The sequence below is a fragment of the Actinoplanes sp. NPDC049802 genome (assembly GCF_040656595.1).
In the GTDB taxonomy this organism is placed as follows: Bacteria; Actinomycetota; Actinomycetes; order Mycobacteriales; family Micromonosporaceae; genus Actinoplanes.
Genome location: NZ_JBFAMR010000043.1, coordinates 33,968 through 54,337 on the forward strand (window position 1 = coordinate 33,968; position 20,370 = coordinate 54,337).

Below are 20,370 nucleotides of genomic sequence, written 5' to 3' on the forward strand. Positions count from 1 at the left end.
CCTCGGCCGCGCGCCGGCCGCCGTCGTCACGTCGGGGGAGACTCGCCGACTGGCCCCAGACGACCGCGCCGAAGGCGAGCGCCATGCCGGCCAGCTGCACCGGCGTGAGGGTCTGGCCGAGCGCCGCCCAGCCGACCACGGTCGCCATCAGCGGGGAGAGCAACCCGAGCAGCGAGACCCGGGCGGCCGGCATGCGCTCCACCCCGGAGAACCAGATCGTGTACGCCAGAGCCGTCCCGATCAGCGACAGATACCCGTACCCCATCAGGTTGGTCGTGGTGAGCGCCGGCGGCGGTCCCTCGACCAGGAGGGTGACGGGCAGCAGAAGCAGCCCGCCGGCGGTGAGCTGCCAGCCGGTCGCGGCGAGCAGCGACGCCGACGGCCGCCCCCAGCGTTTGGTGAGGATGAGCCCGAACGCCATCGACGCGGTCCCGGCGAGCCCGGCGGCCACACCGACCGGATCGAGGCGGACGGCCGAGGTGAGCACGGCGAGGGCCACACCGGCAACCCCGATCAACCCGGCGAGCAGCGTACGCAAACCGACGCGCTCCCGTAGCAACAGCACTCCGAGGCCGGCCACGAGCAGCGGTTGCGCCGCACCGAGAACGGCCGCCATGCCGCCGGGCAGCCGATACGCCGTGACGAACAGCAGCGCGAAGAAGACGCCGATGTTGAGCGCCCCGAGGACCGCCGACTTCCACCACCAGGCGCCGCGCGGCAGTCGCCGGGTGAGGACGAGGAGCAGAAGCCCGGCCGGCAGCGCCCGCAGGAGCCCGGCGAGCAGGGGCCGCTCGGGTGGCAGGAACTCGGTGGTGACCGCGTAGGTCGTCCCCCACAGCAGGGGCGTGATCGCCGTGAGCAGGAGGATCCGCCGCATCGCCACCATCTCCCTCGACATAAAGTATCTCGATGTAAAGATAATCCTTGTCGAGAAGCTTGTCATCGAGAAAGATGGGAACGTGACCGACGACATCGATCGGATCCTCGACCAGTGGGCCCGCGAGCGCCCCGACCTGGAGACCACCGCCATGGGCGTCTTCGGCCGGATCCTGCGCCTCGCCAAACTGTCCGGCGACGCCACCGAGCGCGCCTACGCCCGCTTCGGCATCGGCCGCCCCGAGTTCGACGTGCTGGCCACGCTGCGCCGCTCCGGCGAGCCCTACCAGCTGTCACCGGGCGCCCTGGCCGCGTCGATGATGCTCAGCACCGGCGGCACCACCGCCCGCCTGGACCGCCTGGAGAAGGCCGGCCTGGTCACCCGCTCCCCGGACCCGAACGATCGCCGTGCCGTCCTGGTCCGGCTCACCGGGCGCGGCCACGCCCTCGCCGACGAGGCCGTCACCGCCGGCCTCGTCGAGCAGCAGAAGCTGCTCGCCCACCTGACTCCCGAGCAGACCGCCCAGCTCAGCGCCCTGCTAAGAGAGCTCCTGAACGGGCTCTGACGCCGGGGGAGAGCCGTCGCCGAAGGGGCGGCCGCCCAGCGACTCGCGGCCGTGCGGGGTCAGCCATCCGGAGAGGTCCGGCCCGGCCGGCACGATGCCGGTCGGGTTGATGTCGCGGTGCACCTCGTAGTAGTGCCGTTTGATGTGGGTGAAGTCGATGGTGTCGCCGAAGCCGGGCGTCTGGAACAGGTCCCGCGCATAAGCCCACAGCACCGGCATCTCGGTCAGCTTGTGCCGGTTGCACTTGAAATGGCCGTGATAGACGGCGTCGAAGCGGGCCAGCGTGGTGAACAGCCGCACGTCCGCCTCGGTGATCGTGTCGCCGACCAGGTAACGCTGTGACTCCAATCGATCCGACAGCCAGTCCAGCCGGGCGAACAACCGGTTGAACGCCTTGTCGTAGGCCTCCTGCGAGCCCGCGAACCCGGCCCGGTAGACGCCGTTGTTCACGTCGGCGAAGACGACCTGGTTCACCTCGTCGATCTCGTCCCGCAGCGCTTGCGGGTACAGCTCCGGCGCGCCCTTGCGATGGAACTCCGCCCACTCCAGCGACAGATCGAGGGTGATCCGCGCGAAGTCGTTGGTGACGACCTTCCCGGTCGGCACGTCCACGATCGCCGGGACGGTGATGCCCTTGTCATAGTCCGGATAGCGCTTGAGGAACGCCTCCCGCAGCCGCTCGATCCCGAGCACCGGGTCACGCCCGCCCGGATCCAGGTCGAACGTCCAACTACGCTCGTCGTGGGTCGGCCCGCAGATCCCCATCGACAGCACGTCCTCCAGGCCGAGCAGCCGCCGCACGATGATCGCCCGGTTCGCCCACGGGCACGCCCGGCTCACCACCAGCCGATACCGCCCCGCCTCCACCGGATACCCGTCACGCCCGTCCACGGTGATCCGCGTGGCGATGTACCGCTGATCACGGGTGAACTCACCCGCCGGATTCACATAGGCCATGCCACTCACTCTTCCCGGATTCGCCGCCGGCACACCGTCTTTCCCGAAGACCCTCTCCGGTACGCCCGACCCGAACCCGCCGTGGAAGACCCGCGAGCACCCGCATGGCCCAGACCGTGCCGCGCCCGCCGGGCGGACCTGCCCGCGCACCCTCACCGGCCGCATACAGCAGCCTTGTGGCGACGAAACCCGCTCCACAGCGATGTGACCGCATCGAGTGGCATCGCCGGCCCGTTCACACGATCGAGGGACGTCGGCTCGCACAAAAATCAACGGGAACCGGCCGTATCGGTCCCCCTGGATTACCGTGAGTGATACGCGAATCCGGCCCTATCGTTGCCTACCTCAACAAATTGTTCCGAGTTCTCCTCGACTCCAGTCATTAGTTGCATAACCGCAGGTCCAAGCAGGGAAATTGACGCAATCAATAACCGGCGCCACCATGGAACCTCTGTTGCTCGCGTTGTGGGCGGCCTAAATCATTTCTCAGGGAGGGGCGCATCATCATGCCGAAAGGTTACAAGTGTCCGATCTGTGACAGGTACACACTGCAGCAGTACACCACCAACCAGTTGAAATGCTCCAGGTGCCGCACCGTTGTGAAGAAGAAGCTGGGCTTCTGACCGAGGTGCGCCCGCTCCCATTTCTTGGGGCGGCTTGTTGTTCTCCGCGACGAACTCCTTTATCGGACGAGTTCCTCGGCGAAGTCATCGCGGAGCTCGCGTTCGTTGTCAACGAGCGTGGACGAGAATTCGTCATCGAAATCGGCGTGCCGTCGACGCCGGTCCTCCGGCGTGGGCCCGGTGGGGGCGTCTCCGCCGGTTACCGGTGATCCTCGGCGATCAATACCCGCGTGACAGCCCTTCTTCTGCCGGATGAGGGCTGCGCTCCAACCGCCGATCCGAAGACCCGGGCCGGGCCGTCCGCGGTGAAGCGGACGGCCCGGTTACGTCGGTGGGCGAGGCATCCCCCCGTGTGCGACGCCTCGCCCGGCTCTCGGCCGCGTGGTGGCGGGTCCGGGCGGGCGGGCTCCACCGGCGCCGGGCTCGCTGAGGCCACGCTCGCGGGCGCCCGGCCGCTGGGCGCTTTCGCCTTTATAGCACGAGATGAAAGTGCTTCCAGGCCAATTCTGGGAGCGCGCCCACGGCGAGCCGCGCGCAGCTCAGGACAGGGACGGCCAGGACGTCGCACAAGATGGGGCGGAACGCACACATCACCCGGTCGAGTCAATCCAGGAGGTACGGCGCGATCAGCTCACGGGATCGAGGGCCGCCGTTCTCCGCCAGATGCCGGACCGTGCCGGCCAGCATGTCGGCGAGCTGGATCTGCGGGTGCGAGCCGGCGTCCAGGAACCGCAGGCCGAGCAGATCGCCACCGCAGCGCTCCCGCACCAGATCCACCCGGCGCGGCGGCAACTGCGTCTGCCGGTCGTGCGCGACGGCCACCGGACCCCAGTACCGGACCGCCGCGACCAGAGCCGGCACCAGCGGATCCAGCACCGAACGACCCACCGGGTCGGCCGCCAGCCACTCCCGGAACTCCGCCCCGCCGGGCAGATCCCCGTCCGGGCGGCCGCGGGCGCGCAACACCTCGTTGCCCAGTGCCAGGCCACTGTCCGGAAGTTCGACGCCGAGCGCCTCCCGCACCGCCTCCCGGACGAACGTGCGTTTGTCCAGCAGGAAGACACGGCCGTTGCCGTGCATCGGGCCGGACTCGCTGAGGAACCAGTCCAGCACCGGGCGGTTCTTCTCCCGCAGCAGATGGTTCGCCTTGTACTGGGTGGCGGGGGAGCGGACCCGGGCGCGCAGCTCGGCCAGGATCGCGGCCGGCTCGCTGAGCAGCACCGAGGCGTGCGCGAACAGGGCGGTGGTCGAGCCGATCAAGCGCTCGCCCTCGTACCCGGATTCATCACAAGCGATCTCTCGCATCCCGTCGCAGACCTTACCTTCCTCGTACGCCGCCGCGCCCGGCCGCGCGGCATGATGAGTGCCGTGACGGACGCGGCGGGCAGGGGACTGGTCCTCGTGGTGGAGGACGAGCGGCCGATCGCCGACCTGGTCCGGCTCTACCTGAGCCGGGAGGGCTTCGGCGTGCAGGTCGAGCACGACGGCGCGGCCGGTCTGGCCGCCGCCCGGCGGTTGCGCCCGGTCGCGTGCATCCTGGACATCGCGCTGCCCGGCCTGGACGGCACCGAGATCTGCCGCCGCCTGCGTGCCGACGACGACTGGACCCCGGTGATCTTCCTGACCGCGCGGGACGACGAGGTGGACCGCATTCTCGGCCTGGAGCTGGGCGGCGACGACTACGTCACCAAGCCGTTCAGCCCCCGCGAGCTGGTCACCCGGGTCAAGGCGCTGCTGCGGCGGGCGTCCGGCCCGGCCGGCGCGGAGCGGGTGCGCAGCCTGGGGCCGGTCACACTGGACCCCGGCCGCCGGTCCGCGGCCCTGGACGGGCGGCCGCTGACCCTCACGGCGACCGAGTTCGACCTGCTGGCGCACCTGGTGGGACGGCCCGGCCGGGTCTTCACCCGGGAGGAGCTGCTGGCCGCCGTCTGGGGTTACGCCTCGCACGCCGGGACCCGGACGGTCGACGTGCACGTGGCGCAGGTCCGCGCCAAGCTCGGCCCGGCCGCCGTCCTCATCCGGACGGTCCGCGGCGTGGGGTACACCGCCGATGCCTAGACCCCGGGCGTGGGCCCCGGCGCTGCGGCGCCACCTCACCACGCTGACCGGCCGCGCGGTCCTGGTCACCACCGCCACCGCGGTCGTCTCGGTGTTCGTGACCACGCTGGTGGCCGTGCCGATCGCGGTCCGGTCGGTGAACGCCCAGATCCGCACCGAGCTGATGAATCAGACCGTGCTCGCGGTCGAGTTGCTCACCGACGAGCGCCCCGCCGTCCGGGCCCGGATCGTCGATCGGCTGCGCGCCGAGGGCGTCGAGATCTACCTGATCCGCAACGGCCGCGCCGACCGTGCGGGGCTTCCACCGCGGGTGGTGCGCCGGGTGGTCGCGGGGGAGACCGTCGACACCCGCGGCCAGGTCGACGGGCGGCTGTCGTTCGTCGCGGCACGGCCGCTGCCCGGCCGTGCCGGCGGCGTCGTGCTGACCCGCAAGGTCGCCACCAACCTGGCCGCCCGGGTGCTCGGCGGGGTCTGGGTCGCCCTGGTCATCGGCCTGGCCGGTGGGGTTCTCGCGGGCACCGTGCTGGCCCGCGTCGTGACCCGGCCGATCGCACGGGCCGCGGCCGCCGCCACCCGGCTGTCCGCCGGGGACCGCTCGGTGCGCATCTCCCGGGCCGGCCCGTCCGAGGCGGCCCGGCTCGCCGACGCGTTCAACCAGCTCGCCGCGGCGCTCCAGACCAGCGAGGGCCGGGAGCGCGACTTCCTGCTGTCGGTGTCCCACGAGCTGCGCACCCCGCTGGCCACCATCCGGGGTTACGCGGAGGCCCTCGCCGACGGCGTGATCGCCGGCGGCGACACCACCGGCGCGGGCGCCACCATGCTCGGCGAGGCGCAGCGGCTGGACCGGTTGATCTCCGACCTGCTGGTGCTCTCCCGTCTGGAAGCCGCCGACCTGCCGATCGACGTGACCGAGGTGGACCTGGCCGAGCTGGTCCGCGACGCCGGCCGGGCGTGGGCGGCCCGATGCGGCGCCGACGGCCCGGCGCTGACCGTCGAGACGCCGGACGGGCCGGTCCTCGTCCACACCGATGCCGGGCGGATCCGGCAGGTGATCGACGGCCTTTGCGAGAACGCGTTGCGCGTGGTCCCGGCGGGTGCGCCGCTGATCCTGGCGGCCCGGCCGGCCGGGGGCGCCCGGTCCGAGCCGGCTCCCGACCGGATGGCCCCTGACCAGGCCGCGCCTGGCCAGGACGTGCACGGCGGTGACGCGCGTGGCGGTGACGGGCGTGGCGGTGACGGGCGTGGCGGTGATACGTACGGCAGGGACGTGTACGGCCGGGAGGGCAGGCTCGTGGAGGGCGGGATCGTCGAGGTCCGTGACGGTGGGCCGGGGTTCACCGACGACGATCTGGCCGTGGCGTTCGAGCGGGGCGAGCTGAACCGGCGCTACCGGGGCGTCCGCGCGGTGGGCAGCGGGCTCGGGCTGGCGCTGGCGGCCCGTCTCGTGACCCGGCTCGGTGGGCGGATCACGGCCGGTCACGCCCCGGAGGGCGGCGCCATGTTCACCGTGGAGCTTTACCGGTCCCGAACAATGGGCTGACGTTTCCCGATCGCGGGCGGCTCAGGATCGTGGGCATGACACGTACCCCGAAGGTTTTGATCCTCTGTATCGTCCTGGCCCTGGCCGGGTGTGGCGCGCCGCGGGCAGCGCCGGAGACCGTGGCTGACGTCGCCGCCGAAGCGGTCGCTCTGCAGGAGGTCGGCTTCACCGAGGAGCTCGCCGGCGGACCGTCCGCCGGACCGTCCGCCGGCCCGGGGAAGGCGCGGCCGCACGCCGTCCGCAAACTGTTGCGGAAGAACGCGTTGCACGGCGAGGTGGTCGTGGAGACGCGTGACGGAGGCACGCGCACGATCGTGGTGCAGCGCGGCGAGGTGATCGCAGTGGAGGGTGACCGGTTCACCGTGAAGTCGTCCGACGGCTTCGAGGGCTCGTGGACCTTCGGCGACCCGTTGCGCGTGGTGGACCGGGTGAAACGGGAGAAGACCGAGCGCAGCGCCGTGACCGTGGGCGCGACCGTCGGTGTCGGCGGGGTCCGTGACGGCTCCACCACCACGGCCCGCCTGATCATCGTGGGTTGATGTCGGCTCCTGGGCGGCCCTGATGAAGCGGGTGACGTCGGCCCCTGTCCGGTGCTGATGAAGCGGGTGACCATCATCGGCCGAGGCCGGCCCGCCCCTCGGGCCGGCCCCAGCCGATGGTCCCCACACTCGGCCCGCCCCCCGCGGGACCGAGTTACCGGGGTGGTTATTGCAGGAATCCGCCGAAGGGCGACAGAAGGAGCTTGCCGAGGCCGGTGGCGGTCTTGTCCAGCCGCCGCCGCTCCTTGTCGAGCTCGATCAGGTCGTGCCGCAGAGCCCAGATCCGCTGGGCATTGCGCCAGGCGACATTGCGGGTGTATTCCACCATCTCGCCCTGCCACCAGTCGTCCAGGTCGCCGTTCATCGTGTCGATGAGCAGCTGCCAGCGGTCCAGGTAACCGCGGCGCAGACCGGGGATCTCCTCGGCGAAGATGTCGTTGACCTGGAGGTAGTCGTGGTGCTGGTCGCTGCCGTCGACCGGGTCGCTGCCCAGATGGTCGAAGGTGGTCACCAGTGCGAACGGCAGGTCGAAGTTGATGTGCGCGTTGACGCCGGCGACCGCCGACGGGAGCGCGCGGGCGTCCGGCCCGGGCACCCGGCAGAACAGGCCGGCCCAGACGCCCGGGCAGGCCGGGCTGGCCTCGGTCCAGTAGCGCAGCGCGTCGAAGTAACGCGCCGCGAACTCGACATCGAGCCGGGCCAGGAACGCCGGATCTTTGAACTTGCCGGCGTAGAGACGCTCGAGCACGTTCTCGGTGATGGTGAGGTAGAGCTTGTTGAAGTCGGCCAGCGGGTTGCTGTGGAGCAACGGCGGCACCTGGCACAGGACTTCCTGAAGCTTCGCCAGCTGGTCAACCACTCCGGGCACGTCGTCGGGGTGCCGTTGCAGGATGTCGGACATCTCCTGCTGAACGGGGCCCCAGATGGGCTGGGTCATCGGTTCCTCCGTGAATGATGCAAGACAGCGGAGGGCCCCCAGCACCGCCCGGCGAAGCTGGTCGCCGGGCGGTGCTCCCCCGTGCGACACACACTTCCACCGGGGGTCCGCCGATCGGATCGGTAGAACTACGTATTCCGCGTACGTATGTCACGGCGAGGTAACGATTGCCTGGTCAGGCTGCTGTCAGGAAAACGCGACTGGCCTGCACCCGGGTCCGGACCTGGAGCTTGTCGAAGATGTGCCCGAGGTGCACGCCGACGGTGCGCTCGCTGATGAAGAGCAACTCACCGATCTCCCGGTTGGTCAAGCCCTCCGCCACCGCGGCCAGCACCTCGCGTTCGCGGCCGGTCAGCGAGGAGAGTTCGTCGACGGGCTGCTCGGGCACCGGCATCGGCACCGTCTGCGCGTCGTCGGCCAGCGCGACCCGGAACCGCTGAGCGACCCCCACGATCTCGCTCGTGAGTGGACGGGCGCCCATCGCGGTCGCGGTCGCGTACGCCTGCCGGAGCCCGGAGATCGCCACCGGCCGGCGGAGCCGGCGTTGCAGCGTGGCCTCGGCGTGCCGGAGCCGGGAGTAGGCCGCCGGGTACGGCTGCTGGCGCCGGTCCCAGGTCGCCACCGCCCTCGCCCACGGTTCCGGATCGTGCCGGTCCTCGACCCGGCTCAGCTCCGCGGCGCACAGGTCGAGGTAGCCGTCGACCACCGCACGAACCGCGGGCGACGCGTCCACCACCCCCTTGACCAGGCGCTCCATCACCGTCCGCAGGCGGCGCACGGCCCCCGGGTCGACCGTCTGGCCGGCCACGTGCGCCTCCGCCTCGGCGCGCAGCCCGTGCCAGGCCAGCACGCTCAGCAGTACCAGATCGTCGGAGCGGCTCTCGGTGAGCCCACGCTGCACGGCGGCCCGCGCGGCGGCGTGCTCGCCCTGCCACATGGCCAGGCCGGCCCGCAACGTCAGCATCGGCAGCACGTGCCGCGCGCCGCCGCCGGCCAGCAGGGTCGCCGCCGCGTCCAGGGCGGCGCGGGCTTTGTCCAGCTCGCCGAAACCGACCCAGAGCCGGCACCGGGCCAGCAGCAGCTCGACCGCGTCCGCTCCGGACGGGCGGTTGCGCATCGCGCTGTCCAGCACCGCGTCCGCCTCGGCCCACTGTCCGATTCGGAACAGTCCGTTCGCCGCGATCGCCAGCAGCCGGGTCTGGTAGGTCCGGCCGACGCCGAGCGAGGACAGCTTGTCCGCGCCGCGGCGGGCCACCAGGATCCCCTCCTCGACGCTGTTCAGCGGGCCGGCCAGCAGTTCGGCGAGGTGGAGGTACGCCACCCCGAGGTCGTCCGGGTGGCCGGACCGTTCGGCGATCTCCACCCCGTGCCGGATGACGGCCAGACCCGCGTCCGGATCCTCCCGCAGCGCGGCACTGAAGCCCAGCGCGGCGCTCGCCCGGACCAGGTCGGCGGTCGCCCCGTTCACCGCGGCCAGCTCCAGGGCGTCGCGGGCGTGCTGGTTGGCGTCCGCGTACCGCCCCAGATGCAGGAGCAGCTCGGCCAGGTAGGCCGCCGCCGAGGCCCGCTGGCGCGGCGTGCAGTCCGGCGCCTCCAGGGCCCGGTGGTACTCGGTCTCGGCGGTCGCCGATCGCCCGGCGGCCGCGAGGTAGCGGGCTCGCCGCAGGTGCACTCCGGCCTGCCCGGGCGCGTCGGGCCGTCCGGCCAGCTCCTCCAGCCGGGCCAGCGCCAGCAGGTGCTCGCCGCACTGGTGGGCCGACTCGGCGGCGTTCGCCAGCAGTTCGGTACGCCGGCGGTCGGCCTCCTCGGTGAGCTGCAGCGCGATGGTCCAGTAGCGGTGCGCCTCGGCGAAGCCGTACATGCTCTCGGCGGTGCGGGCGGCGGCCACCACGGCGGGCAGTGCCCGGCCCGGCTCCCCGGCCCGCTGCCAGTGGTACGCCAGGCGGGCGTTGTCCGGCTCGCCGTCGATCGACTCCAGGGCCTCCGCGTACCGCCGGTGCAGCGACGCCGCCTCGGCGGGCAGCACCTCCTGCTCCAGCACCTCGGCGACCAGCCGGTGCCGCAGCTTGTAGCCGTCGCCGTCGCGCGCCACGAACCGGTGCGTGACCGCGGCCCGGATCGCCTCGATGAGCTGTTCCTCCGGCAGCGGCACGACCCCGGCCAGCACGGCGTGCTCGACCGGCTCCACTCCGGCCGCGATGGCGTGCACCACGGTGTGCGCGTTCGGCGGCAGCTCGTCCACCCTGGACAGGAAGATCTCACGCAGCGTGTCGGACAGCTCGACCCGGCCGTCGCGCAGGTCACGGGCCAGTTCCTCGACGACGAACGGGTTGCCGCCGCTGCGTTTGAAGACCCGCTCGGCGTCCTCCACCGCCACGGTGCCGCCGACGATCGCGGTGACCAGCTCGTGGGTCTGCCGCTGGTTGAGCGGGGCCAGGTCCACCACCCGCACGGAACGCAGGCGGCGCAGCTCGGCGAGCACCCGGCGCAGCGGGTGGGTCCCGTGCAGCGCCTCGGCCCGGATCGCGGCGAGCACCGACACCCGGACCTCACCGAGACCGGCGAGCAGGTAGAGCAGCAGTTGCCGGGTGCTGCGGTCGGCCCACTGGAGATCGTCGAGCACGAGCAGCAGCTGCCGGTCGCCGGCGATCCGGCGCAGGTCGCGCGAGACCCGGTCGAGCAGCGCGCCGGCGTCGTCGGCGTCCGCGGCCGGGCCGCTGCCGTCGTGGCGGCGCAACGCCTGCAGCACCGGGTGCAGCGGTGACGCGTCCCCGATGTCGAGACATGTGCCGAAGAGCACTGCGAAGCCCGTCCCGCGCAAGGCGTCGGCGGTCTCCCGCAGCAGCCGGCTCTTGCCGATGCCGCTCTCCCCGGTCACGAACACCGCGGCTGTCCCACCGGGGCCGACGTCGCGCAGGAAGGACTGGATGTCGGCCAGCGTGCCGGTGCGCCCGACAAGCGGCCCGTCGTCCCCCTGTCTGGCCATGTCCGGCAGCCTAATCCGTATCGGCGTATCACGTTGTCGTCGGTTCGGACTGTTTCACGTCACAGAAACGACGGAAATCGATGCTGACGGAGATAGGTAGTTCTGCGGATCCGCGTCTTGTTCCGGGCTGGCACCGTACTCCCGGTCAACGCAGTGATCTGGGGGAGCGTGAGACATGACCACCGTCACTACCGCCGTACAGGAGCGGCGACAGACCGTAACCGTGCTGTTCATCGACATCGTCGGCTTCACCGCTCTGGTGGACCGGCTGGACTGCGCGGAGGTGCGTGCGCTGCAGCGGGACTACTTCTCGGCCGTGTCCGGGGTGGTTCGCGACTGCGGCGGCATCGTCGAGAAGTACGTGGGTGATGCGGTGATGGCGGTGTTCGGCGCCGCGGAGGACGGGTTCGGTCCCGAGGCCGCCGCCTCCGCGGTACGAGCGGGCCTGTCGGTTCAGGAGACGTTGAGGGGGCGACTCCTGGCCGGCAGGTTCCCGGTCCGCACCCGGGTGGGGCTGGCCACCGGAGAGGTGATCGTCGACCCGATGGCGGCCTTCGACGGCGGCTACGCGATGATCAGCGGCAGTGTGGTGAGCACGGCGGCCCGGCTGCAGGCGTACGCGCCGCACGACACCGTGGTGGTCTGCTCGGCGACCCGGGAGGTCACCGACGAGCTCATCGCCTACCAGGAGTTGCCGCCGGTCTCGGTTCCGGGCAAGTCCTATCCGCTGGACCTCTGGCGAGCGTTGCAGCCGCAGACCGCGCCTCTGGCGATCGTGGCGTAGGACACTTTTGTCGTTGTTTCTCCCGGTTCCGGCCTCGGCATGGCCTGGACCTGGCTCGCCTGGGGCAGAAGTGTCGGAGGCGCCGGGTAGGCTCGCGCCGACTTGACCACCCATGGCCGATCGGGAGTGCCGCCTCGTGACCGCACAGCCAGAGACCTTGTACGGGGCTGACGACCTCACGCACCTGGAAGGGCTGGACGCTGTCCGGAAACGCCCAGGCATGTACATCGGCTCCACCGACGGCCGGGGCATCAACCACCTGGCCAACGAGATCATCGACAACTGCACCGACGAGGGTGTCGCCGGGCATGCCACCCGGGTCGCGGTGACCCTGCACTCGGACGGTTCGGTCCAGGTCGACGACGACGGCCGGGGCATCCCCACCGACGTGCACGCCAAGTCCGGCCTGAGCGGCGTCGAGCTGGTGCTCACCCGGCTGCACGCCGGCGGCAAGTTCGGCGGCTCCGGTTACAAGACCTCCGGCGGCCTGCACGGCGTCGGCGCCTCCGCGGTCAACGCCCTGTCGCTGCGCTTCGACGTCACCGTGAAGCGGGACGGCAAGGTCCACGAGATCTCCTTCCAGCGCGGCGTGCCCGGCGTCTTCGACGGCCCCGGGCCGGACGCGGCGTTCACCCGTGAGCCCGGTCTGCGCGTGGTCCGCCGGATGAAGCGGGGCGAGCCCAGCGGCACCTCCATCCGGTATTGGTACGACGCCCGGTATTTCGAGACCGGCGCCCGCCTCGACGTCGACGCCGTGCGGACCAAGCTGCGCAACACCGCGTTCCTGGTCCCCGGCGTGCAGTACACGCTCTTCGACGCGACCGCCGAGGAGCCGGCCACCGAGACGTTCCACTACCCCAACGGCCTGGCCGACATGGTGGAGTTCCTCACCCCGCCGTCCGACAAGCCGGTCTCCGGTGTGCTGATGGTCACCGGCGAGGGGACGTACAAGGAGAACGCCGCCGACGCCAACGGCGTGATGCAGTCCAACGTCGTGCGGACCGCGCAGATCGAGGTCGCCTTCCGCTGGGGCACCGGCTACGAGCGCACCGTCGAGTGCTTCACCAACACCATCCGCAACATGCACGGCGGCACCCACCGCAAGGGCTTCGAGCGGGCCCTGGTCCGCGCTCTCACCGAGGCGATCCGCAACGCCCGCGCCCTGCTCAAGCCCAAGGAGGAGCCGCCCGTCCTGGACGACTTCCTGGAGGGCATGACCGCGGTCATCCACGTCCGCGTGCCGGAGCCGCAGTTCACCTCGCAGACCAAGGACGAGCTGTCCACGGCCGGTGTCGCCCGGGTCATGCAGGGGCTCGTCGAGGCGTACCTCAAGGACTGGATCGACGGCCGGCGCACCAAGACGGAGGCCCGCACCGTCCTGCAGAAGGTGGTGGACGCGGCCCGCGTCCGCCTCACCCAGAAGCAGCAGAAGGACGCGGCCCGCCGCAAGACCGCCCTGGAGGGCGCGTCCATGCCGGCCAAGCTGGTCGACTGCCGGGCCATCGGCATCGACCGCTCCGAGCTGTTCATCGTGGAGGGTGACTCGGCCCTCGGCACCGCCCGGATGGCCCGCTCCTCGGAGTACCAGGCGCTGCTCCCCATCCGCGGCAAGATCCTCAACGTGCAGAAGGCCAGTCTCCAGCAGGTCCTGGACAACGCCGAGTGCTCGGCCATCGTGCAGGTGCTCGGCGCCGGCTCCGGCCGCACCTTCGACATCAGCTCGATGCGCTACGGCCGTGTCATGATCATGGCTGACGCGGATGTCGACGGCTCGCACATCCGGACGCTGCTGATCACGCTGTTCGCCAAGTACATGCGGCCCGTCATCGAGCACGGCCGGCTCTTCGCCGCGATGCCCCCGCTGCACAAGGTCGTCACCAAGGGCCGTAACACGGAGACCGTCTTCACCTACACCCAGGAGGAGATGGAGAGAACGGTCGGCAGGCTGGAGCGCTCCGGCAAGCAGGTGCACAAGCCGGTGGTCCGGTTCAAGGGCCTCGGTGAGATGGACGCCGACGAACTGTGGGACACCACGATGAACCCGGCCGAGCGGACCGTGCGGCGGATCACCATCGAGGACGCCGAAAAAGCCGAAGCCACCCTCGAACTGCTGATGGGTGAGCGGGTCGAACCCCGTAAGAACTGGTTGATCGAGGCCGCCGGCCGGATCGACCAAGAGACGATCGACGCCTGAGAGGTTCTCCACCAATGGCACGCCGCAAAACCGACAAGCGCGTCGACCTGTCAGCGTTCGACCAGGCCGGCGCCCGGATCATCGACAACCCACTGGTCACCGAGGTGGAGGACTCCTACCTGGAGTACGCGTACTCGGTCATCCACTCGCGTGCTCTGCCCGACGCCCGCGACGGCCTCAAGCCGGTGCACCGGCGGATCCTGTGGTCCATGTCCGAGCAGGGCCACCGCCCCGACCGGCCCTATGTGAAGTCTGCCCGAGTTGTCGGTGATGTAATGGGCAAGTACCATCCGCATGGAGATGTCGCAATTTACGATGCGCTGGTGCGGCTCGCTCAGGACTTCTCGCTCAACACGCCGCTCATCGACGGCCACGGCAACTTCGGGTCCCCAGACGACGGACCGGCGGCCGCGCGTTACACCGAGGCACGGATGTCCCGCGAGGCGATGCTGCTCGTCGGCGAGCTCGGCGAGGGCACCGTCGACTTCAAGCCCACCTACGACGGCAACGAGCTCGAGCCCAGGGTGCTGCCCGCCGCCTTCCCGAACCTGCTGGTCAACGGCACGTCCGGCATCGCGGTCGGGATGGCGACCAACATGATCCCGCACAACCTGGGCGAGGTGGTGGCCGCCGCCCGGCTGCTCATCCGCAAACCCGGGGCCGACCTCGACGAGCTGATGCGCTACGTGCCCGGCCCCGACCTGCCGACCGGCGGCCAGTTGCTCGGCCTCGACGAGGTGCGCCGGGCGTATGAGACCGGCCGCGGCGTCGTCCGGATCCGGGCCCGTGCCGAGACCGGCCCCCTCGAGGGCGGCCGCGGCCGGCAGGCCATCACCATCACCGAGCTGCCCTACGGCATCGGCGCCGAGAAGATCATCGAGGCGATCACCGACGAGGTGAAGGGCAAGGTCATCACCTCCGGCCCGCGGCGTGGCCAGCGGCAGCCGGCCCGGCTCACCGGCATCGCCGACGTCAAGGACCTCACCGACCGCGAGCACGGCACCCGGCTCGTCGTCGAGTGCAAGGTCGGCGTCAACCCGCAGGCCCTGCTCGCCGATCTGTACCGTCTGACCCCGCTGGAGAGCTCCTTCGGCATCAACAACCTCGTCCTCGTCGACGGCCAACCTCGTACGCTCGGGTTGAAGGCCCTTCTCGAGGTCTTCGTCCAGCACCGCTACGACGTGGTGACCCGCCGGACGCTGTTCCGGCGCACCAAACGCGAGGACCGGCTGCACCTCGTCGACGGTCTGCTCATCGCGCTCATCGACATCGACCGGGTCGTCGCGCTGATCCGGGCCAGCGACGACGCGGCCACCGCCAAGACCGGGCTGATGAGCGAGTTCGGGCTCTCCGACATCCAGGCGACGTACATTCTGGACACCCCGCTGCGGCGGCTCACCCGCTTCGACCGGATCGAGCTGGAAGCCGAACAGGACCGGTTGCGTAACGAGATCGCCGAGCTCAGCCGCATCCTCGACGACGAGGCGGTGCTGAAGAAGGTCGTCTCCGACGAGCTGGCCGCCGTCGCCAAACAGTTCGGCGCGGCCCGGCGGACCACCCTCATCGACGGTGACCTCAAGGAGGTCCTCGCCGCGTCGGTGCCGGCCGGACCGCTGGAGGTCGCCGACGACCCGTGCCAGGTCATCCTCTCGGCCACCGGGCTGATCGCCCGGACCGCGGCGGAGAGCGAGGAGTCCACCGAGGCCCGCAGCCGTAGCGGCCGGGTCAAACACGACGCCGTCCGGGCCGTCATCCACTCGACGGCCCGCGGGCGGATCCTGCTGATCACCAACCGGGGGCGGGCGTTCAAGACCGACGTGCTGCCGCTTCCGGTCCTTCCGGAACAATCGGGCACCGTGTCGCTGCGCGGCGGCATGTCCGCGTCCGAGATCGTCCCGCTGCATCAGGGCGAACGGGTCGTGGGCCTCGCGCCACTGACCTCGGAGGGCTCGCCAGGTATCGCCATGGGCACGAAACAGGGCATCGTCAAGGTCTGCGCGCCGGAGTGGCCGGTGCGGTCCGACGAGTTCGAGGTGATCACCCTCAAGGAGGGGGACGAGGTGCTCCAGGCCACCTGGCTCACCGACGGAAACGAGGCGCTCGTCTTCATCACCTCCGACGCCAACCTGCTGCGGTTCCCGGCGAAACTGGTCCGGCCGCAGGGCCTCAAGGGCGGCGGCATGGCGGGCGTCAACGTCGCCCCGGACGCCGAGGTGGTCTCCTTCAACGCGGTCGCCACGGCGGACGAAGCGCACGGCGCGCCGATGGTCGTCACCTCCACCGGGACCCAGGTCAAGGTCTCACCCTTCGCCTCCTACCCGGCCAAGGGCCGGGCCACCGGCGGAGTGCGGGTCCAGCGGTTCCTCAAGGGCGAGTCGCGCCTGGCCGTCGCCTGGGTCGGGCCGCGGCCGGTCGGCGCCAGCAGCACCGGTGAGCCGGTCGAGCTTCCCGAGCCGGACGCCCGCCGGGACGGGTCGGGGGTCGCCGTCCTGATGGGGCCGCAGCTCGTCGGGCACCTGATCGAGCGGGACTAGACGGTCGAGTGCGGGGTGGCCGACGAAGGCCTTCAGATCTTGAAACCTTCGTGGGCCACCCCGCCGGCGAACCTTGCCCGGCTGAGTTTCCGCCTCTCCGCCGCTCTCATCTTTCCGGTACGGGGTTTTCGTCGTTCCGGACCGTTCGGGCTGTCACGCCGAGCCGCGCGAGCCCGTTCGGTGGTCCCGCCCGTGCCGCGGCCGCCGGGCTGAGATCGGTGGCCGCCGCCGCTCAGACGGTGGCCTGTGCGTACCGGTCGGCGCCGCCGGGGAGGGTGGCGCCACCGCTGAGCAGCACTGTCGCGTCCTGCGCGGTCATCGCTTTGCCGAACAGCCAGCCCTGTGCCTTCTCGCAGCCGATCCGGATCAGGCCGTCGAGCTGTTCGGGGGTCTCCACACCCTCGCCGACCAGGTGCAGGCCCATCGATCTGGCGAGGGTCGCCACCGAGGCGCAGATCGCCTCGTCGTCGTGGTTGCCCCCGAGCCCGGACACGAACGACCGGTCGATCTTCACCTGATCGATCGGGTATCTGCGCAGGAACGACATCGACGAGTAGCCGGTGCCGAAGTCGTCGACCGACAGGCGTACCCCGACCGTCTTGAGGGCGGCGAAGGTGGTGTCCGCCTGATCCGCGTCGTCGATCATCGCGGTTTCGGTGACCTCGAGGAACACCGCGTGGGGCGGTACGTCGTTGCCGGTCAGGGTGTCCGCCACCAGATCGATCAGCTCCTCGTCGCGCAACTGCCGGGTGGACAGGTTCACGCTCATCGTCAGCGCCGGGTCGATCCGGTGGAAACGCGACAGTTGAGAGACGGCCTGTCGCAACGACCAGCGCCCGATCTGCACGATCTGACCGGATTCCTCGGCGATCCGGATGAACTCGGCCGGGGATACCGGCCCGTATACCGGGTTCGCCCAGCGCATCAGGGCCTCGAAGCCGAGGACACGGCCGGTGTCCGGGGCGACGATCGGCTGGTACATCATGGCCAGTTCGCCGCGGTCGGCGGCGCCCTGCAACAGCTCCTCCAGCCCGGCGCGCCGGGCCGTGGCCGCCGCGAGGTCACCGCCGTACACCGTGACGGTGCGGCGGCCGGCGGCCTTCGACCGGTTCATGGCGTTGCCGGCCTCCCGCAGCAGTTCTTCCGCGTCGACGTCGCGGTCGGCGGCGGCGTAGGCGACCCCGATCGACGCGGTGACCGTCACCGCGGCCGTGCCCAGCCGGAACGCGTCGGCGAACGCGGCGAGGACCCGTTCGCCGAGCTGGATCGCCGCCTCCTGGGACGGGATGTGCGGGCATGCCGCGACGAACTCGTCACCGGAGGCACGGGCGAGGACGTCCTCGCTGCGCAGCGCGTCCCGGATTCGGCCCGCGACACTGATCAGCAGTTCATCACCGGCCGGATGTCCCCACGTGTCGTTGATGCTCTTGAACCGGTCCAGGTCGACGAAGAGCACGGCCACACCGTCGCGGCGGGTCTGGAGCATCTCGTCGAGCTGCGCCGACAGTAGCGCCCGGTTCGGCTGGCCGGTCAGCGCGTCGTGGCTCGCCTGCCAGGTGAGTCGGGCCTGGATCGCCGAGTACATCCGGATCGACGTCACCATCCGGACGGTGACGACGGCGCCCATCAGGCAGCTGAGAACCATGACGACCGCCGAGGCCAGGAGCGTCGAAGGGTGATACAGGCCGAAGGTGACGAGCGGAACGCTCAGCGCGGACGCCACACACGTCATCCGCGCGGTGCTGGGCGCCTTCGCCGGCAGCTTCTCCCGCCGGGTCAGGATCCGCATCGAGGGGTGCAGGCTGCTCGAACAGATCGCGGCCACCGCGGTCGCGTAGCAGGCCGACGCGAGAGTCAACGGCGGATCCGCGCCGATGGAGTCCAGCGCCCAGATCACGTCACCGGCGACGGTGGCCGCCACGCCGGCGATCATCATGCCCAGGGCCGGCCGCAGTTTCGCGCTGGTGAACAGCAACATGCCGCCCATGAAGAGAATCATGATGCTGATCAGGGGGTAGGCCGTGTTGAGCAGCCGGGTCAACAGCGGCGCGCCGCTGCCCAGGTTCGGTTCGATGACCAGGATCCAGGCGGCGAGGGCGAGACCGAGCCCGACCAGCAGCAGGTCGAGGTAGTCGCTCGGCCCGCGGAACCGGCCGTGCAGCCGCAGCATCCGGACGACGGTGGCCATCAGGAACAGATAGGCCGCCATCGTCGGAATGTCCGGCAGGTAGGAGACCCAGCCGTGCCCGGTCGGCAGCACCGCGCGCATGACGTTGGCGATCACCTCCATGGCGCCGGTCAGGAACGCGAATCGCCAGGTGAGCCGGTCCTCGGCACCGTTGCGGCGTGCGCCGTAGAAGATGCCGGCTGTCGCCACCACCAGGATGCAGCTCTGGATCACCGGCGCGGCCGGCAGCATGAACGTGGACAGCACCACAGCGGTGAAAGACCCGAGGACGATCCAGGAGATCACCGGGTTCAGTGGGATACGGGTTCGGGCGGCCATCGGCGGCAGAGACCTCCAGCTCCGGTGAATCGCGTGCGCTGTGGAAGGGTGACGGCCCGGCCGGAGAAGCCGGGCACGCAGTGCCTTCCTGGTCACGCGTCTCATCGGCACCAAGGCGCCGGAGCCGAGGAATCGGCCGAGGTCGTCGCCTCGGCCCGATCCGCAGCGGGGTGCGCTCGTCTCCGGCCGGCCCGGCGGACAGGCCGCCCGCCGGGAGCGGTATCGGAGTCAGCGGGTGGTCAGGGCGGTGACGGCCGCCATCTCGTCGGGCGTCAGCGGGCCGCGGGCCTCGGCGGCCAGGCATTCGGCCAGTTCGGTGCGGTTCTTCACACCCAGGACCACGGTGGAGACTCCGGGGACGGTCAGGGCGTAGCGGTGGGCCAGGGCGGCGGGGGTCTCGCCGAGTTCGGCGGCCAGTTTGCGGTACGGCTCGGCCCGTGCGAAGTCGACGGCGGCGGGATGGGTGGACGGGACTTCGCGGTCGAGGGTGCTGGTGAGGGAGCCGGCGGCGACGACGCGGATGGCGCTGACGGCGACGCCCGCGGAGGCGGCGGCTTCGATGAGGGCCGGGTTGTCGGGGCGGACCGTGTCGCCGTGGATCCACAGGTCGCCGTTCTGGTGGAGCGGGTTGACGACGATCTGGGCGGCGTCGGGGCGCGGCGTGTGCTGGAACGCGTCGATGATGGGGGTGGGGTCGCCCACCGCGGTGATGCCCCAGCCGCGGATCAGGCCTTCGTCGCGGAGCGCCTCGAAAGCGACGACGATCTCGTCGCGGTAATCGTCGGGGCTGACGGTTTCGGGTGGGGTGGTTCCGCCACGGCGCAGCTGGGTGTGCAGCAGAAGCAGGTCCAGGTGGTCGCGGCCCAGGCGGGTGAGGCTGGCCTGGAGGCTGTGGCGAATCCGGTTCGGGAGGTCACCGCCGTCGTGCAGCTGCACCTTGCTGGTGATCATGACGTCGGGGGCGGGGCGGAGTCGGAGGGCCTCGGCGGTCGCGCGTTCCGATTCGAAGTCGGCGCCGTAGCTGGGGGCCAGATCGAGCATGGTGATGCCGGCGTCGAGTGCCGCGTGGACGGTCGCGATCGCCTCGGCGCGGTCGGTTCCGCCCCACACGCCCGCGATGCCCCCACCACCCAGAGTCAGCGCGCTGATCTGTCCCAGACGGCCGAAGTCACGCAGTTCCATCAGTGTTCTCCCCTCGTGGCGGGCTCTCCGGTATCGACCGTAGAACCTGGAGCGCGCTCCAGATCAAGTGGTCGATCTCGTTCGGCGT

13 protein-coding genes and 1 pseudogene are annotated in these 20,370 nt (G+C 70.8%); 7 read left to right on the forward strand and 7 right to left on the reverse strand.

Annotation, left to right across the window (positions count from 1 at the left end; genetic code table 11):
* Positions 1-70: 70 nt before the first annotated feature.
* Positions 71-1,030, reverse strand: a pseudogene (locus AB0I88_RS26390) (EamA family transporter); the annotation flags it as partial.
* Between AB0I88_RS26390 and AB0I88_RS26395 the strand changes: the two are divergent.
* Positions 960-1,442: a MarR family transcriptional regulator gene (locus AB0I88_RS26395; RefSeq protein WP_361029896.1), complete on the forward strand. Its 483-nt coding sequence runs from the start codon at positions 960-962 to the stop codon at positions 1,440-1,442. The pseudogene AB0I88_RS26390 and the gene AB0I88_RS26395 overlap by 71 nt on opposite strands.
* On the opposite strand, the gene AB0I88_RS26400 is transcribed toward AB0I88_RS26395, so the two are convergent.
* Both AB0I88_RS26400 and AB0I88_RS26405 read right to left on the reverse strand, forming a co-directional pair.
* Complete coding sequence (locus AB0I88_RS26400; RefSeq protein WP_361029899.1) at positions 1,416-2,399, reverse strand: glutathione S-transferase C-terminal domain-containing protein; 984 nt, start codon at positions 2,397-2,399, stop codon at positions 1,416-1,418. The two genes, AB0I88_RS26395 and AB0I88_RS26400, sit on opposite strands and share 27 nt — an antisense overlap.
* Positions 2,400-3,625: 1,226 nt before the next feature.
* Positions 3,626-4,327 (reverse strand): hypothetical protein, encoded by a 702-nt coding sequence (locus AB0I88_RS26405; protein ID WP_361029902.1) that lies wholly within the window; start codon positions 4,325-4,327, stop codon positions 3,626-3,628.
* Positions 4,328-4,381: 54 nt separating this feature from the next.
* Between AB0I88_RS26405 and AB0I88_RS26410 the strand changes: the two genes are divergently transcribed.
* The 3 genes from AB0I88_RS26410 to AB0I88_RS26420 are packed head-to-tail and all read left to right on the forward strand — an operon-like array spanning position 4,382 to position 7,159.
* On the forward strand, positions 4,382-5,080 hold the full coding sequence (locus AB0I88_RS26410) for a response regulator transcription factor (protein ID WP_361029905.1): 699 nt from the start codon (positions 4,382-4,384) through the stop codon (positions 5,078-5,080).
* Positions 5,073-6,620 (forward strand): histidine kinase dimerization/phospho-acceptor domain-containing protein, encoded by a 1,548-nt coding sequence (locus AB0I88_RS26415; RefSeq protein ID WP_361029908.1) that lies wholly within the window; start codon positions 5,073-5,075, stop codon positions 6,618-6,620. Before AB0I88_RS26410 ends, AB0I88_RS26415 begins: the two co-directional genes overlap by 8 nt.
* Positions 6,621-6,655: 35 nt before the next feature.
* The gene (locus AB0I88_RS26420; protein ID WP_361029911.1) at positions 6,656-7,159 is read left to right on the forward strand and encodes a hypothetical protein; all 504 of its coding nucleotides are present in this window, start codon (positions 6,656-6,658) and stop codon (positions 7,157-7,159) included.
* A 166-nt stretch (positions 7,160-7,325) separates the two neighbouring features.
* Here the strand turns inward: AB0I88_RS26420 and AB0I88_RS26425 are convergent, their stop codons facing one another.
* A complete protein-coding gene (locus tag AB0I88_RS26425; RefSeq protein WP_361029914.1) occupies positions 7,326-8,096 on the reverse strand; it encodes a DUF5995 family protein in 771 nt (256 codons plus the stop codon).
* A 175-nt stretch (positions 8,097-8,271) separates the two neighbouring features.
* Positions 8,272-11,082, reverse strand: a complete 2,811-nt coding sequence (locus tag AB0I88_RS26430; RefSeq protein WP_361029917.1) for an AAA family ATPase — start codon at positions 11,080-11,082, stop codon at positions 8,272-8,274.
* Positions 11,083-11,257: 175 nt separating this feature from the next.
* Here AB0I88_RS26430 and AB0I88_RS26435 point away from each other — a divergent pair, with 175 nt between their 5' ends.
* From AB0I88_RS26435 to AB0I88_RS26445, 3 genes are all read left to right on the forward strand, one after another.
* Positions 11,258-11,866 (forward strand): adenylate/guanylate cyclase domain-containing protein, encoded by a 609-nt coding sequence (locus tag AB0I88_RS26435; RefSeq protein WP_361029920.1) that lies wholly within the window; start codon positions 11,258-11,260, stop codon positions 11,864-11,866.
* Positions 11,867-11,978: 112 nt separating this feature from the next.
* Positions 11,979-14,060: a DNA topoisomerase IV subunit B gene (locus AB0I88_RS26440; protein WP_361029922.1), complete on the forward strand. Its 2,082-nt coding sequence runs from the start codon at positions 11,979-11,981 to the stop codon at positions 14,058-14,060.
* A 14-nt stretch (positions 14,061-14,074) separates the two neighbouring features.
* Positions 14,075-16,594 (forward strand): DNA topoisomerase IV subunit A, encoded by a 2,520-nt coding sequence (locus AB0I88_RS26445; protein ID WP_361029925.1) that lies wholly within the window; start codon positions 14,075-14,077, stop codon positions 16,592-16,594.
* A 232-nt stretch (positions 16,595-16,826) separates the two neighbouring features.
* Here the strand turns inward: AB0I88_RS26445 and AB0I88_RS26450 are convergent, their stop codons facing one another.
* Both AB0I88_RS26450 and AB0I88_RS26455 read right to left on the reverse strand, forming a co-directional pair.
* Complete coding sequence (locus tag AB0I88_RS26450; RefSeq protein WP_361029928.1) at positions 16,827-19,100, reverse strand: bifunctional diguanylate cyclase/phosphodiesterase; 2,274 nt, start codon at positions 19,098-19,100, stop codon at positions 16,827-16,829.
* 228 nt (positions 19,101-19,328) lie between these two features.
* Positions 19,329-20,282, reverse strand: a complete 954-nt coding sequence (locus tag AB0I88_RS26455) for an aldo/keto reductase (RefSeq protein ID WP_361029931.1) — start codon at positions 20,280-20,282, stop codon at positions 19,329-19,331.
* Between the last annotated feature and the right edge of the window lie 88 nt (positions 20,283-20,370).